Origin of the sequence: Halomonas sp. Cn5-12 (genome assembly GCF_021532545.1) — a bacterium.
GTDB lineage: Bacteria > Pseudomonadota > Gammaproteobacteria > Pseudomonadales > Halomonadaceae > Vreelandella > Vreelandella aquamarina.
Window position 1 is genome coordinate 21,478 of record NZ_JAKGAY010000035.1, and the last position, 13,526, is coordinate 35,003.

Annotated in this window: 12 protein-coding genes, 2 pseudogenes and 1 riboswitch; of the genes and pseudogenes, 9 read left to right on the forward strand and 5 right to left on the reverse strand. The window is 55.4% G+C overall.

Annotated elements, in window-relative coordinates; translation table 11 throughout:
* The first annotated feature begins 115 nt into the window (after positions 1-115).
* From L1249_RS15000 to L1249_RS15015, 4 genes are all read left to right on the forward strand, one after another.
* Entirely contained in the window at positions 116-1,036 is a 921-nt protein-coding gene (locus tag L1249_RS15000; RefSeq protein ID WP_058575965.1) for an EamA family transporter, read from the forward strand.
* Between the two features lie 131 nt (positions 1,037-1,167).
* On the forward strand, positions 1,168-1,677 hold the full coding sequence (locus tag L1249_RS15005) for a porin family protein (protein ID WP_058575966.1): 510 nt from the start codon (positions 1,168-1,170) through the stop codon (positions 1,675-1,677).
* Between the two features lie 185 nt (positions 1,678-1,862).
* A complete protein-coding gene (locus tag L1249_RS15010; RefSeq protein WP_044629023.1) occupies positions 1,863-2,924 on the forward strand; it encodes an HlyD family secretion protein in 1,062 nt (353 codons plus the stop codon).
* Positions 2,914-4,032 (forward strand): DUF2955 domain-containing protein, encoded by a 1,119-nt coding sequence (locus L1249_RS15015; RefSeq protein ID WP_084812770.1) that lies wholly within the window; start codon positions 2,914-2,916, stop codon positions 4,030-4,032. The genes L1249_RS15010 and L1249_RS15015 overlap by 11 nt, the downstream gene beginning before the upstream one ends.
* 213 nt (positions 4,033-4,245) lie before the next feature.
* On the opposite strand, the pseudogene L1249_RS15020 reads toward L1249_RS15015, so the two are convergent.
* Positions 4,246-5,082: pseudogene (locus tag L1249_RS15020) on the reverse strand (phosphomethylpyrimidine synthase ThiC); the annotation flags it as partial.
* Positions 5,083-5,288: 206 nt separating this feature from the next.
* On the opposite strand from L1249_RS15020, the gene L1249_RS17600 reads away from it, so the two are divergent.
* Genes L1249_RS17600 through L1249_RS15035 form a run of 3 tightly spaced genes read left to right on the forward strand, consistent with a single transcriptional unit; the run spans position 5,289 to position 8,095 of the window.
* On the forward strand, positions 5,289-5,894 hold the full coding sequence (locus L1249_RS17600) for a TetR/AcrR family transcriptional regulator (protein ID WP_058576283.1): 606 nt from the start codon (positions 5,289-5,291) through the stop codon (positions 5,892-5,894).
* Complete coding sequence (locus L1249_RS15030) at positions 5,891-6,880, forward strand: hypothetical protein (RefSeq protein WP_139296662.1); 990 nt, start codon at positions 5,891-5,893, stop codon at positions 6,878-6,880. The genes L1249_RS17600 and L1249_RS15030 overlap by 4 nt, the downstream gene beginning before the upstream one ends.
* A gap of 33 nt (positions 6,881-6,913) precedes the next feature.
* Positions 6,914-8,095: an MFS transporter gene (locus L1249_RS15035; RefSeq protein ID WP_172515560.1), complete on the forward strand. Its 1,182-nt coding sequence runs from the start codon at positions 6,914-6,916 to the stop codon at positions 8,093-8,095.
* Positions 8,096-8,169: 74 nt separating this feature from the next.
* Here L1249_RS15035 and thiC read toward each other — a convergent pair whose 3' ends face one another.
* From thiC to L1249_RS15050, 3 genes are all read right to left on the reverse strand, one after another.
* Entirely contained in the window at positions 8,170-10,074 is a 1,905-nt protein-coding gene (thiC, locus tag L1249_RS15040) for a phosphomethylpyrimidine synthase ThiC (RefSeq protein WP_228168896.1), read from the reverse strand.
* A gap of 25 nt (positions 10,075-10,099) precedes the next feature.
* Positions 10,100-10,768, reverse strand: a complete 669-nt coding sequence (tenA, locus tag L1249_RS15045) for a thiaminase II (RefSeq protein ID WP_172415997.1) — start codon at positions 10,766-10,768, stop codon at positions 10,100-10,102.
* A gap of 86 nt (positions 10,769-10,854) precedes the next feature.
* Positions 10,855-10,986, reverse strand: a riboswitch (TPP riboswitch).
* Between the two features lie 91 nt (positions 10,987-11,077).
* Positions 11,078-12,022 carry an integron integrase gene (locus tag L1249_RS15050; protein WP_172415998.1) on the reverse strand — a complete coding sequence of 315 codons (945 nt, stop codon included), beginning with the start codon at positions 12,020-12,022 and terminating at the stop codon, positions 11,078-11,080.
* Between the two features lie 310 nt (positions 12,023-12,332).
* Between L1249_RS15050 and L1249_RS15055 the strand changes: the two genes are divergently transcribed.
* Positions 12,333-13,190, forward strand: coding sequence for a tyrosine-type recombinase/integrase (locus tag L1249_RS15055; protein WP_213262753.1), 858 nt, complete (start codon positions 12,333-12,335; stop codon positions 13,188-13,190).
* Positions 13,183-13,398: pseudogene (locus L1249_RS17720) on the forward strand (transposase zinc-binding domain-containing protein); the annotation flags it as partial. The gene L1249_RS15055 and the pseudogene L1249_RS17720, both read left to right, overlap by 8 nt.
* Positions 13,399-13,429: 31 nt before the next feature.
* Here L1249_RS17720 and L1249_RS17605 read toward each other — a convergent pair.
* Positions 13,430-13,526, reverse strand: a 97-nt coding sequence (locus L1249_RS17605; protein WP_137095251.1) for an IS3 family transposase, incomplete at its 5' end; no start/stop codon positions are given.

The window sequence follows — 13,526 nt, forward strand, 5'->3', positions numbered from 1 at the left end:
GACTTTAGTTTAACATGCTGCGACGCGGAAAATCAGCGAAGAATTTAGTTAGCCTTCTATGTAAAATGTCGGCATCCTGTTCCTTATATAACCAATCGTGAGCCGTTTTGTTCCTATGTCCTCAATTTCAAGCCCCACACTGCTACCCCGACATCTCGCTATTCTGCTGATGATGACGGTGGCGACGATGTTCGCTGCTAACCACGTCTCAGCTCGGCTGGCGTTTGATAATGGCACAGGATTGCTCTTAGCGGTGTTGATGCGCTCAGGCGTGGCTTGCTTGATTCTGCTTTCCTTGGTGATTCTTCAGAAAAAACGCCTTTGGCTGCCTCCGGGAGCGTGGCGCTGGCAGCTCGCGGTGGGGCTTCTTATTACGCTGCAAAGTGTCAGCTTATATTCCGCCGTGGCGCGCTTGCCGGTGGTGATTGCGCTGCTGCTAGTGAATACCTTTCCTATTCAACTGGCGCTGATTAGTTGGGCGCTGGGCGGCCCTCGGCCATCGCTGCGCAGTTGCTTGATTATGGGCACCATTCTGATTGGCCTGTTGGTGGTGCTGGATATTCCTAGCTGGGTGGCCAACGCCGATGCCATGGGGCCGGAGTGGCTGGCAGGCATTGGCTTTGGTCTGTTTGCCGCGTTCGCGTTTGCCTGTGCGCTGTGGGTGACCGAGCATCGCTTGGCCGGGGTAGGCAGCACGCTGCGCAGCCTGCTGACTATGCAAACCGTGTTTATCGCCATGATTATTGGTGGGTTTTTAGGGGCGGTGCCGGGCGGTATGAGCCTGCCGGACAACAGCACCGGCTGGGTAGGTCTAACGCTGCTGGCGTTGCTGTACGGTAGCGGGTTCTCGATTCTGTTTATTTTCGTACCCCGGCTGGATATGGCCCGCAACGCACCAGTGATGAATTTCGAGCCGGTGGCGTCGCTGCTAATTGCCTATCTGGTGCTTGGGCAAATGCTCAGCCCTAGCCAGCTAGTGGGAGGCGCGGTGGTGGTCGGAGGTATTGTCGTGCTGAGCCTTTCCAAAGGGCGCTAGAAAACGTCATCAACAGTGCAAGAAAAAAGGAAACTCGATGCAAGCATGAGAGGGTCAATTGCGTTATTCATGGGCTTGGGCAATACTGCAAAAGCGTAAGGAAACACTGTTTTTTAACTGAGGTTTACCCCATGAAGATGACCGTCTTATCACTGACCTCCGCAGCGCTTCTGTTAGGTGCAGGTGCGTTTGCGGCATCCGCCCAAGCCCAAGAATCTTTCCAATACCCACAAGGATACGTGGGTGGCGATGCCATGTTTTGGAGCCTCAACCCTGACCGTGGCGACTCCCGTGACGATGTCGGCCTACGCCTGCGCGGTGGTGCCCAATTCAACGATTATTTCGCCCTCGAGGGCCACCTAGGCACCGGCGGTTCGGATCGCGGCGCCGATCTAGACCATCTGGCGGGTGCGTATGCTAAAGGCATCCTCCCGGTAGCGCCCAACTTCCGTCTTTACGGTTTAGCGGGTTTCTCCGAGGTCGAGATCAGCGATAATCGCGAAAGTGGTCTCTCTTACGGCGCGGGTGCCGAGATGGATATTGCTAACAACGTCTCGATTGGTGCCGACTACATGCGCTACCTGGACGAGTCCGCCTACGATTTCGATGCGGCGAGCGTAGGCCTTCGCTACCGCTTCTAACACGGCAAGCGTTTAGCGCTTATTCATCAAGGGAATAGGACCCCGCTGACCGAGCACAGACTCGGCAGCGGGGTTTTTTTACGATTATTGTTAGCGTGCTAATAAATTTGTTAGACTAAGGTATTCCATCTAACGCTACCCCGAGTGCACGTGACCGCTTGGGGGCCAGTGAACGAGTAATACCCATGACCCCTGATCAACGATTTACCCGCTGGGTGAAAATAGCCCTGGCGGCGTTTGTAGTGCTGTTCGTCTATTTCTTACTCGCCGATAGCTTTATGCCCATGACTCCGGAAGCGCGCGCGATGCGGCCCGTGACGCGTATTGCGCCGGAGCTCAGCGCGCCGGTGAAAGACGTGGTGGTGCGGGACCATCAGCGGGTGAACGCGGGCGATGTGCTGTTTCAGCTAGATACGACGCCGTTCGAGCTGGCACGCCAGCAGGCTGCGCTGAATCGCGAGCAGGCCGAGCAGGAGAACGCTCGGCTAACCGCCGAATTGGCGGCGGCGCGAGCCTCGCTGGCATCAGCTCAAGCCACGTTCGAAGAGCGCAGCGGTGAGCGCCACCGCGCTGAGGCGTTGTTAGGGCGGCAGGGCATCTCCCGCCAGCAGTACGAGCAGCAAGTGGCCGCCGAGCATACGGCCCAAGCTGCCGTGGCGTTTGCCCGCGCGCAAATCGATAGCCTAGAAGTGCAGCTAGGTGAAGAGGGCGACGCCAACCTGCGGCTGCGCCAGGCCGACAATGCGCTCGCCCAAGCCGAGTTAAACGTGGCCCGTGCCACGGTAAGAGCGCGGGAGGCGGGCGAAGTCACCAACCTGCAGCTACAGCCGGGGGATTACGTACAGGCCGGCCAGCCCGCCGTGGCGCTGGTGGCCAGCCGTGTCGACGTCGTGGCCGATTTTCGCGAGAAAAGCTTGCGCCACGTGAAGGAAGGCGACGAAGCAACGGTGGTGTTCGATGCGCTGCCGGGACGACTGTTGGCAGGCCACGTGAGCGCGTTCGATGCCGGTGTGCGGGAAGGGCAGCAAGTGGCCGACGGGCAGCTGGTGGACATTCCGACCTCCGACCGCTGGGTGCGCGATGCCCAGCGGGTGCGTATTCACATCACGCTGGACGAGCCTTTGGACGAGCTTCCGCCCAGCGGCGCGCGGGCCACGGTGCAGCTAGTGCCCGGCGAGCACGCGCTGGCCAAGCCGTTTGCCTGGCTGCAGGCTCGGCTCGTGAGCTGGCTTCATTATGTCTACTAAATCGCCTACTCAATCAAGTGCGCGTACGGGAACATCCGCTACGCGCTCAGTGCCCGCTTCCTCGGCGCTCAGTCAGAATGGGTTTAGCCAGAACGGACTTAGCCAAAACGGACTGCGCCAGTGCCTGCGGGTCGCGGGCGGCGGCACCTTGGGGTTCATCATCAGCCAATTGATGGGCTGGAATTACGGCGTCTTCTTTACCGTATTCCCGATGTTCTTGCTGGGGTTGGTGCCGGTGCTGAATGGCTCGATCATTCGCCAGTTTCTCTCCAACGTGAGCCTCAACGTGCTGGAGGTGAGCCTGGTGGTCGGGCTGTTAAAACACATGCCCGTGGTGATGACGCTGGTAGTGCTGGGGCTGTTTTTGCTGCGTTTCAACTTAATGGCCAAAGGCCCGCTGTTTCTGTTTGGTGCCAACGGAGTATTGACGCTCAGCATACTGCTGCACTTTGCCAGCTACCCCAGTGTGGATTTGAGCGACCTGTTGGCCAGCAACCTCATGGCCAGTGTGCTGGCGGTGTTCATCGCCATGCTGATGTACACCCTGTTCCCCGATAGGGAACCCCGCCAACCGCCACCCAGAGGCAGCAAATCGACGGCGCAAATCCGCCATGAAACCCTGATTGGCGGCATCACCGCCACGCTTTCGTTCGTAGTGTTTCAGGTGCTCGATCTGCGCGGGTCGCTCTCGGCGCAAATGGCCACCATCTTGATTCTGTTTACGCTGGGCTACTTTGGCGCGCAGGTGTCGGCGGCCAAGCGCGCGGTGGGCACGCTCTTGGGCTGTAACCTCGCGCTGGTGATGCAGCTGGCGCTCTACACCCAAAGCCACCACTTTGTGCTGGTGATTCTGCTTTATTGGCTGGGTTTGATGCTGTTTGCGCGGGAGCACATCTTGGAAGGCGGCGGTTCCGGCATCGGGTTTGGCGGGCTCACCACCATGGGCATTCTGTTCGGCCAGTCCTTGGGGCCACAGCAGGACTTGGTCTACAGCGCGCTGTATCGCTTTTCGTCCATGAGCATAGCGCTGATCGGCACGCTATCGGTGATGATTTGTCTGCACTATCTGCTCAACCGCTGGGAACCTACTCGCCTGCTCGAAAAGTAGTTGAGGTAATTTTTTAACGAGGCACTACGCTGAAAAGAGCCGCCGGGAAAGCCAAAGAAGCCGCCGGTAAGGCCACCGGCAGCAGCAAAGCCGAAGTCAAAGGCAAAGGCGATGCCAAGGAAGGGGCCAAGAAGAACAAGAAGAAAAAGTGATGCTTGTTGCGCAAAAGGAACAACCGGAGCCCATGATGGCTCCGGTTGGGGTGTCACAGGGCTACACCTCCTGGTACAGCGCGCTGCCTTCCCGGCGGAACTTCTCCGCCTGCTCCTGCATACCGCGCTTCACTGCTTCGGCATCGCTTTCGCTGGCGTTTTCCGGGGTGCGGTCGCGGTAGGTGTCACGTACTTCCTGGCTGATCTTCATGGAGCAGAACTTCGGCCCGCACATGGAGCAGAAGTGGGCTACCTTGGCGGAGTCTTTGGGTAGGGTTTCGTCGTGGTATTCACGGGCGGTGTCCGGGTCTAGCCCCAGGTTGAACTGGTCTTCCCAGCGGAACTCGAAACGCGCCTTGGAGAGTGCATTATCGCGACGCTGTGCTGCTGGGTGGCCCTTGGCGAGATCCGCCGCGTGGGCAGCAATTTTGTAGGTAATAATGCCGGTTTTAACGTCATCTTTATTGGGCAGGCCCAGGTGCTCTTTGGGCGTGACGTAGCAGAGCATCGCGCAGCCAAACCAGCCGATCATCGCGGCACCAATGCCCGAGGTAATATGGTCGTAGCCGGGGGCGATATCGGTTACCAGCGGTCCCAAGGTGTAGAAGGGCGCTTCGTCGCAGTACTCCAGCTGCTTATCCATGTTCTCTTTCACCAGGTGCATGGGCACATGGCCAGGGCCTTCGATCATCACCTGCACATCGTGCTTCCAGGCGATATGGGTCAGCTCGCCGAGGGTCTTGAGTTCTGCCATCTGCGCTTCGTCGTTGGCATCCGCCACTGAGCCGGGGCGCAGGCCATCGCCGAGGGAGAACGCCACGTCGTACTGCTTGCAGATCTCGCAGATCTCCTCGAAGTGGGTGTAAAGGAAGCTCTCCTGGTGATGGTACAAACACCATTATTCCAAAAACATTGACTAGTTTCGCTTTTATAGTACGAATGGGCACAGTTTTTGCTACCTTCCTTACCTAGCGAAATGTCTCTGCCAGTTCATCCATCGCCCATGCTTCCCATCAACGTTTCCTGATTTTCGTTTAGGTCTTGACTCTCAGGATATTGGCATCTAGGTTTTAGACAGACCTGTCTGTACGGAGGTGTTTAATAGTGACGCATAATCCATCTTCACTCTCACGGCCTAGCGAACGCATTATTGAGGCTGCCAGTCGTTTGTTTTTTCGCCAAGGTTACTGTTCTACGGGAATTAATCAGATTATCAGCGAGTCGGGGGTTGCTAAGGCCAGTTTTTATACGCATTTCCCTAGCAAAGAGGCCCTTGCCATGGCTTGGCTTAGGCAGCGCGAAGAACGCTGGATTGAACAGCTAACTGAGCGAATTTCTCAGCATCAACTAACTGAGAAGCGGGTTTCCGCTATGTACACCATGTGGTACGACCAGATTCGCGAAGAAGGCTACCGTGGTTGTGGCTTTATTAATATGGCTGGGGAATTCAGCGATGAAAAGAGTCCGGTTAGGGCTCTCGTGCGTGATCACAAAGAGCGTGTAAGACAAGTTGTCGCCAATAATGTGCTGAATGAATATCGGCCCATGATGGAGCCCGAGGTATTTGACGAGTTGGTGAATACTATTTACTCACTTTTTGACGGTGCCATTATTCAAGCGCAAAACTTTATGCAGGATTGGCCGATTGACTCTGCAATGAAGACGTCTATGAAAACTCTTTCTCATTATCGTAGTGGAGCAGTCCTATGAATGGTACAGAATATGAAGATAACCTGGAGGTTATTGTTCGAGATTCTCTGGGTTGTTTTACTCCCTTATCTGCTGATCAGATTGATACTGTTAGTAATGCTAGCAAATACTCAATATCAGAGAATGACAGAGATGCAGGTAGCTCATCTCTAGAAGATGTCTTTGGGTATATGGCAGCACTCAATAAAATGGCTGTAAGTGGCAACGGGATATGTGCTGATCGTTCCGGAAATGCTTCCCTTCATGATAGCTTAATAAGTACAGCTGATTACATTTCTCATAAAGTCAATGGCGCTTCGGTGCGCTACATTGAAATTGGTCCTGAGCCCTATAAAACAGAGCTTATAATAAAAAGATTAATTGGAAATGGTGTGGATTTAACAAGCTATATTGGTTTGGATATTAATCCAGAGTCAGAGAAAGCCATGCGTTTGGCGTTGGAACCGGTTGTCGGTAAACAACGGTTTAGTTATAAAATTAACGATTACAACGAATTGCAGTCTTCCAGTTTCGGCTTTCATGACGGTATTACAGTAGTTACTATGATGGGATTTCAAGAAGGAAATGAACTGCCCAGGAAAATGTTGAGGATACTTAAAAAGTTAACTAGCAAAGGTGATTTGCTGCTTTCCGAGATGCAGCTTTCTAGTTTGGCTGGCTGGAAACCAATAATTGATTTTTATAGCTTACAACCAATGAAACAATTTTCCCAAAAAATCTGCGAACGGGCTCAGCTTAAGCCAGCAGGTCAACATAGGATTTTCCTGACACCAATTGAGACTGAGCTAGGTCCAGTAATGACTGCAGCCACAGTCATACCGTATAAGCTATTTGATCATCATCGTTACCTGCTTACAAACTGTTGCCTTAAATATACTAAGGATCAGTTTCGCGCTGCACGCCAAAAAGAAAATGATTTTCAAATAGTTAAGGAGTTTTTTAGCGGCGATCAAACTGTCGCTTATCAATTAACACTGCGGAATTGAAAGGCCTGAAATATGGTTCTCTCCAGCTTACTAGTGCGTAACTCTGCCTTCAATATTGTCGGCGCGGGCTTGTTAATTGTGGCATCTACCTACGGGTTGTCGCGCTATACCTATGGCTTGTTCGTGCCCGCTATCAGGGATGATTTCAATTTAAGCCAAACGGCCGTCGGTGCGATTGGCAGTGCCTCCTATCTGGGGTATCTGCTGGCCACGTTGGTGAGTCCGCTGCTGGTTCGCCATTTTAATCCGCGTATGCCGATTATATTGGGTGGCATGACCGCAACGCTGGGCATGCTGTTGGTCGCGCTGGCGGGTAACCCGGTATGGTTAGCATTGGGGGTGACGCTTGCCGGTTGTAGTCCAGGCCTGGCGTATCCACCGCTTTCTGATGCTATCAAGCAACTCTGTCTCGCTGAAAAGCAAAGCCGCTATTACGCCATTATAAATTCCGGCACCAGTTTTGGGGTGATGGTTTCTGGCCCATTGGCCCTTATTGCGGGCCCTCAATGGCAACTGGCTTGGTTGTGCTTTGCATTTATCGCGCTGATCGCCACGCTGTGGAATTTTTTTATAATGCCGGGCAATGCGCCTAATCATGAGCTCTCAAACAGAGTGAAACCGGGCGCCTCCCAGGAGCCTATGTTTACCCTTGTGAGACGCAAGTTGAAAGATAGTTCGGTGCGTCGCCTACTGCTGGGTGCGCTTCTATTCGGGCTGGTAACCTCAATCTATTGGACGTTCTCTGTTGAGTTGATCGCGGGAGAAAAAAGCCTTTCTGATACAGGTAGGGTGATATTCTGGATTGTCGTGGGCATTGCCGGCGTGGCGGGCGGCTTGGCCGGAGAACTGGTGACTCACTTTGGACTGACCAAGGCATTGAAGTGGGCGACGCTGGCCATAGCTGCCTCGATAGCTTTACTCACCATTGCGAGTGACGGGATACTGATGCTAACGCTATCGGCGGTTTTGTTTGGCGCTACGTTTATTCTTATTACGGCGTTATACGGTATTTGGAGTGTCAGTTGCTTTCCAGAAGCTCCGTCCACTGGCTTTGGTCTAACCTTCTTTCTTATTTCTGCAGGTCAACTGATATCGCCCACCCTTGCCGGGCTTGGTGCCGAGATTTGGCAATTGACAGCGGTGTTTCAGGTCACCGCGATACTCTGTTTAGGTATCTTGTGGCTACTCCCGACCCAGGACGTATGGAGTATGTGACCAATAGCCTAATCCCGTTACCCCAGCACCCCGTCTTCTCGACGGGGTGCTGTTTTGATAGCGTGAGGTGAAGTTTAAACTTCCTGATACAGCCCGCTGCCTTTCTGGCGAAACTTCTCCGCCTGCTCCTCCATACCCTTCATTACCGCTTCCTGATCGCCGTTGAGGCCGTGCTCATTGGCGTAGTCACGTACTTCCTGGCTGATCTTCATGGAGCAGAACTTCGGCCCGCACATGGAGCAGAAGTGGGCTACCTTGGCGGAGTCTTTGGGTAGGGTTTCGTCGTGGTATTCACGGGCGGTGTCCGGGTCTAGCCCCAGGTTGAACTGGTCTTCCCAGCGGAACTCGAAACGCGCCTTGGAGAGTGCATTATCGCGACGCTGTGCTGCTGGGTGGCCCTTGGCGAGATCCGCCGCGTGGGCAGCAATTTTGTAGGTAATAATGCCGGTTTTAACGTCATCTTTATTGGGCAGGCCCAAGTGCTCTTTCGGCGTCACGTAGCAGAGCATGGCGCAGCCAAACCAGCCAATCATCGCCGCCCCAATGCCAGAGGTAATGTGGTCGTAGCCGGGGGCGATATCCGTCACCAGCGGCCCAAGCGTATAGAAGGGCGCTTCGTCGCAGTACTCCAGCTGCTTATCCATGTTCTCTTTAACAAGGTGCATGGGCACATGGCCGGGGCCTTCGATCATCACCTGCACATCGTGCTTCCAGGCAATGTGGGTCAGTTCGCCCAGGGTTTTTAGCTCTGCCATTTGTGCTTCATCGTTTGCATCAGCAATAGAGCCAGGGCGCAGGCCGTCGCCCAGCGAGAACGCCACATCGTACTGCTTGCAGATCTCGCAGATCTCCTCGAAGTGGGTATACAGGAAGCTCTCTTGATGGTGATACAAGCACCACTTTGCCATGATGGAGCCGCCACGGCTGACAATGCCGGTGACGCGGTTGGCGGTGAGCGGCACGTAGCGCAGCAGCACCCCGGCGTGAATGGTGAAATAATCCACCCCCTGTTCCGCCTGCTCGATCAGCGTATCGCGGAAGATCTCCCAGGTGAGGTTTTCGGCAATGCCGTTGACCTTCTCCAGCGCCTGATAGATGGGCACCGTACCAATCGGCACCGGCGAGTTGCGGATGATCCACTCGCGGGTTTCATGGATGTTCTGGCCGGTGGAGAGATCCATGATGGTGTCCGCGCCCCAGCGGATGCCCCAAGTCATCTTGTCCACTTCTTCCTCGATGGAAGAGGTGACCGCCGAGTTGCCCAGGTTGCCGTTGATTTTCACCAGGAAGTTACGACCGATGATCATCGGCTCGCTTTCCGGGTGGTTGATGTTGTTGGGAATAATCGCCCGCCCACGGGCCACCTCATCGCGCACGAACTCCGGCGTGATCTCCTCCGGAATGCTGGCGCCGAAGCTCTGGCCCGCATGCTGATGGCCCAGAATGCGCTCCACTTCTGCCGTTCCCAACGCCTGGCGGCGCTGGTTTTCCCGCAGAGCGATGAACTCCATTTCCGGCGTGATGATACCCTGGCGGGCGTAGTGCAGCTGGGTCACGTTCTTGCCCGCTTTCGCCCGGCGGGGTGTGCGGCTTAAATCAAAGCGCAGCTGGGCAAGGGTGGGGTCGTTGGCGCGGCGCTGGCCGTACTGGCTGGTGGGGCCATCCAGAAACTCAGTGTCGTTGCGCTCTTCGATCCAGGCCCGGCGTAGCTCCGGTAGGCCCTGGCGCAAATCGATGTTGGCGCTGGGGTCGGTGTAGGGGCCGGAGGTGTCGTACACCAGCAGTGGCGGGTTCTGCTCATCCACGCCGCTGGTTTTGGTGGGCGAGAGAGTGATTTCCCGAAACGGCACGCGAATATCCGGCCGTGAGCCTTCCACGTACACCTTGCGCGAGCCGGGCAGCGGCGCCACGGCGGCGGCATCGACCTGGGCGGTTTCGGCTAAAAAGTGTGCGGTGTTGCTTTTGACGGTCTTGGTCATGACGGTTGCTCTATGTTGTAGGAGATTATTCAGAAAGGTCTAAACCCATCTGCCAGAAGTCGATTTCCAGACGGGTGGCATCGCGGAAGGTTTTGCTTAGCTCAGCAAAGCGGGCGGGGGGGACATCCGCCAAGCGGGCATCGAGCCACGCAAGCTCCGCCTGCATGGCGGCCTGGAACTCCTCGCCTTCGTACATGGCGATCCAGGCATCAAACGGGTTTTGCGCGCCGCGCAGCGTGGAAGGCTGCGCGTTCAGCCAGTTGGCGATTTCGCCGTAGCCCACCAGGCACGGGGCCAGCGCCACGTGCAAATCGAGCAGGTCGCCGCGGTTGCCGGTATCCAGCACATAGCGGGTGTAGGCCAGCGTAGCGCGGGCTTCGGGGAGTTCGGCAAGCTCCTGCTCGGAAATCCCCCACTCCTGACAAAAGCCCACGTGCAGGCCCAACTCCACGTCCACGATGGCTTTCATGCCTTCGTGGGCTTGGCGTAGATCTGCCAGGGTGGGGCTTTTGTAAGCGGCTAGCGCATAGGCGCGGGCGAAGTGGATCAAGAACAGATAATCCTGCTTCAGGTAGTGGCGAAACGATGCCTCAGGCAGCGTGGCGTTGCCCAGCTGGTGCACGAAATCGTGCTCGATGTAGGCGCGCCAATCTTGCTGGCAAGCAGTGGTGAGATCGGTAAAGCGGTAGCCCATATTGGATGCCTCCGGTGGTACAGCGAACCGGCGCACGGGCGAAGGGAGAGTGAGTTGGGGCAAGGTATCAGGTGAACACGGCGCACCCCCAACCACCGCTTGATTCCTACGCCGGTACTAGCCGGATCAGGTTCAACGGGCCCCGCCGTGACGACTTGCTGCAGCAGCCAGCCGTATAGCGATCTCAGCCGGTTCCACCGGCACCCCGTCAAGCAGTATTCAGCGCAGTGTAGGAGGCGAGAGGGGGAGATGCAAGGGGCGTTAGCTTGATCGAACACACGGGGTTCATGGAAGCATAACTGCCCTTCACTAACCCAATGGACTTCTGACACCCGCAAACCCATTGCCTAGCACATGGGTATATATTTGGGTGGTCTCGATACTTTTATGGCCCAGCAGCTCTTGAACAGTGCGAATGTCAGTACCTTGGCTTAGTAGCTGAGTGGCGAAACTGTGCCGCAAAGAGTGGCATGAGCCAGGGCGTGTTAAAGAAGATGAGCGCATGGCATATTTGACGGCTTTTTGGACGGCAGAGGCATGAATGTGATGTAGAACGACGCGCCCCCTCTCATCGAAGCAAGGCCTAGAGGAAGGGAAAAGCCACTGCCATGCAAGTGAAATACCCGCGTTCGGGTATTTACGGTCCAGAGCATATGGCAGTGACACAGGAGTAGCGTTGGCTTCAAGGCGAGCGTTCAGTTGTTGTTCTGCCATTTGTATATGCGTATGTAATGGCTGGACGCAAGAAGGCGGCAGTAGCGTGGTGCGGTCTTTGTTGCCTTTGCCTGCATACACCGTGATGATTTGCCTTGAGAAATCAATATCTTTGACGCGAAGCCGACAAGCTTCGGAGACACGTAAACCTGAGCCGTACATAAGTGAGGCCATGAGAAGCATAGAGCCAGACAAGTGCTGAAATACCTCCATTACTTCCTGATGGGAAAGCACCACTGGTAAGCGCTGAGGGCGCTTAGCTCGGCTAAATTGACCAATCTCGCCAAGCGGCTGGTCCAGCACATGGCGATAAAGGAGGACGATGGCATTGAGTGCTTGATTCTGTGTAGCCGCTGCCACGTGCCTTTCGATTGCCAGATACTCCAAAAATTGCCGTACTTCATGACCTGTTAGCGTGGCAGGGTGACGTAAGTTGTTGAACCGAATGTAAAATCGAATCCAGTAACAATAGGTTTTTTCGGTGCGTAAGCTATAGCGCTTGACCCTCATGGTTGCCTTGACGCGTTCCATCAGTTTCATGGGAGAATGCCTTAATAATGCTGTATGTAAAAACAGTATTATTGAGGCGAGCAAAACGCGCAAGCCTGCGAATTTTGGCTACATCGCCAAAATTCTCTTTGCACGCTGTAGAATCAATGAGGTAGATTCAATTTGGTGGCTATGAAACCTCAGTCATTGTGATGTCACGTTCATTGAGGTTTCATGGCAGGGCGTATAATCACTGTTGAACTAAACCGCTTCGCGGTAGCTGTTGACGAATCACGTTTTTCGCCTCATCGGGCCACACTATTGATTGACCCACGTGGGTCAATCAACAGGAGTGACGACGATGACTGCCCTGCGACAGAAGATGATCGCGGCCATGCGTCAGCGTGGCTTTGCGCAACGTACCCACAATACCTACCTGATGGTGGTCACTGATCTGGCACGTTATTTCCACCGTTCGCCAGACACGTTGAGTACCGACGACCTGCAACACTTCTTCAATCACCTGGTTCAGGAGCGCGGTTTGTCTGCCGCCAGTTGCCGTGTCTATCTGCACGGCGTGCGGTTCCTGTATTTGCACGTGTTGCAGTGGCCGTCGTTTGATGTGCCGCTCACCGTCCCCAAAAAACCGCAGCGGATTCCAGAACTGCTGACCCGCGACGAGGTTCGGCGGATCCTGGCCGCCTGCCAAAACGCCAAGCATCGCATGATGCTCGAACTGTGCTATGGCTGCGGATTGCGTGTGACCGAGGTCTGCCACCTGCGAGTTAGTGACATCGACAGCCAGCGTTACCAACTCCGTGTGACGCAGGGCAAGGGCGGCAAGGATCGTATGGTGTTACTACCCGTGACCCTGCTTGATCGCTTGCGCGATTACTGGCGCGCCTATCGGCCAGTCACATGGCTGTTCCCGAGCGCTCTGTTTCCCGATCAAGCCCTGCACGCCAGTGCGCCACAGAAGGCCTTTACCCAGGCCAAGCGTCTGGCCGGGGTCGAGCGGGTGGGTGGCATCCATAGTCTGCGCCATGCCTATGCCACCCATGTTCTGGAGCAAGGCCTGCCCGTCCATCAGCTCCAGCGACTACTGGGCCACCGTAACCTCCAGTCGACGATGCGCTACCTGCACTGGCTACCGAACCAGCAAGGGGGAGATCAGTGTCATATTGACCTGGTGGCCGCCCTGGAGGTGAGCCATGACTAAGGCCGCTACCTTGCAACAGGCATTGACCCGCTTTCTCGACCCAAGCGGTCTTGATCGCCAGCGCCAACGGGTGTGTACCCATCTGCTGGCCTGCCGAACGAAGGCGATGGGTGGGATGGTCTTACAGTGCTCTGACTGCGCTCATGTACAGCCACGCTACTTTGGCTGTCGTGATCGTCACTGTCCACAGTGTCAGGGCCGCGCCATGGTGATCTTACCCAGCAACAGTGGACACTGGTTTAAGCGATCATTCGGGCTTCAAAGGCCTCTGGGCTGATCATCCCAATAGCACTGTGCCGCCGTTGTTTGTTGTAGTCCAGTTCGACGTACTCAAAC

Coding starts and splice junctions, on each gene's coding strand:
- L1249_RS15000 (WP_058575965.1), top strand. CDS start 116: ATGTCCTCAATTTCAAGCCCCACACTGCTACCCCGACATCTCGCTATT.
- thiC (WP_228168896.1), bottom strand. CDS start 10,074: ATGACCAAGACCGTCAAAAGCAACACCGCACACTTTTTAGCCGAAACC.
- L1249_RS15055 (WP_213262753.1), top strand. CDS start 12,333: ATGACTGCCCTGCGACAGAAGATGATCGCGGCCATGCGTCAGCGTGGC.
- L1249_RS15005 (WP_058575966.1), top strand. CDS start 1,168: ATGAAGATGACCGTCTTATCACTGACCTCCGCAGCGCTTCTGTTAGGT.
- L1249_RS15030 (WP_139296662.1), top strand. CDS start 5,891: ATGAATGGTACAGAATATGAAGATAACCTGGAGGTTATTGTTCGAGAT.
- L1249_RS15015 (WP_084812770.1), top strand. CDS start 2,914: ATGTCTACTAAATCGCCTACTCAATCAAGTGCGCGTACGGGAACATCC.
- tenA (WP_172415997.1), bottom strand. CDS start 10,768: ATGGGCTACCGCTTTACCGATCTCACCACTGCTTGCCAGCAAGATTGG.
- L1249_RS15050 (WP_172415998.1), bottom strand. CDS start 12,022: ATGAAACTGATGGAACGCGTCAAGGCAACCATGAGGGTCAAGCGCTAT.
- L1249_RS15010 (WP_044629023.1), top strand. CDS start 1,863: ATGACCCCTGATCAACGATTTACCCGCTGGGTGAAAATAGCCCTGGCG.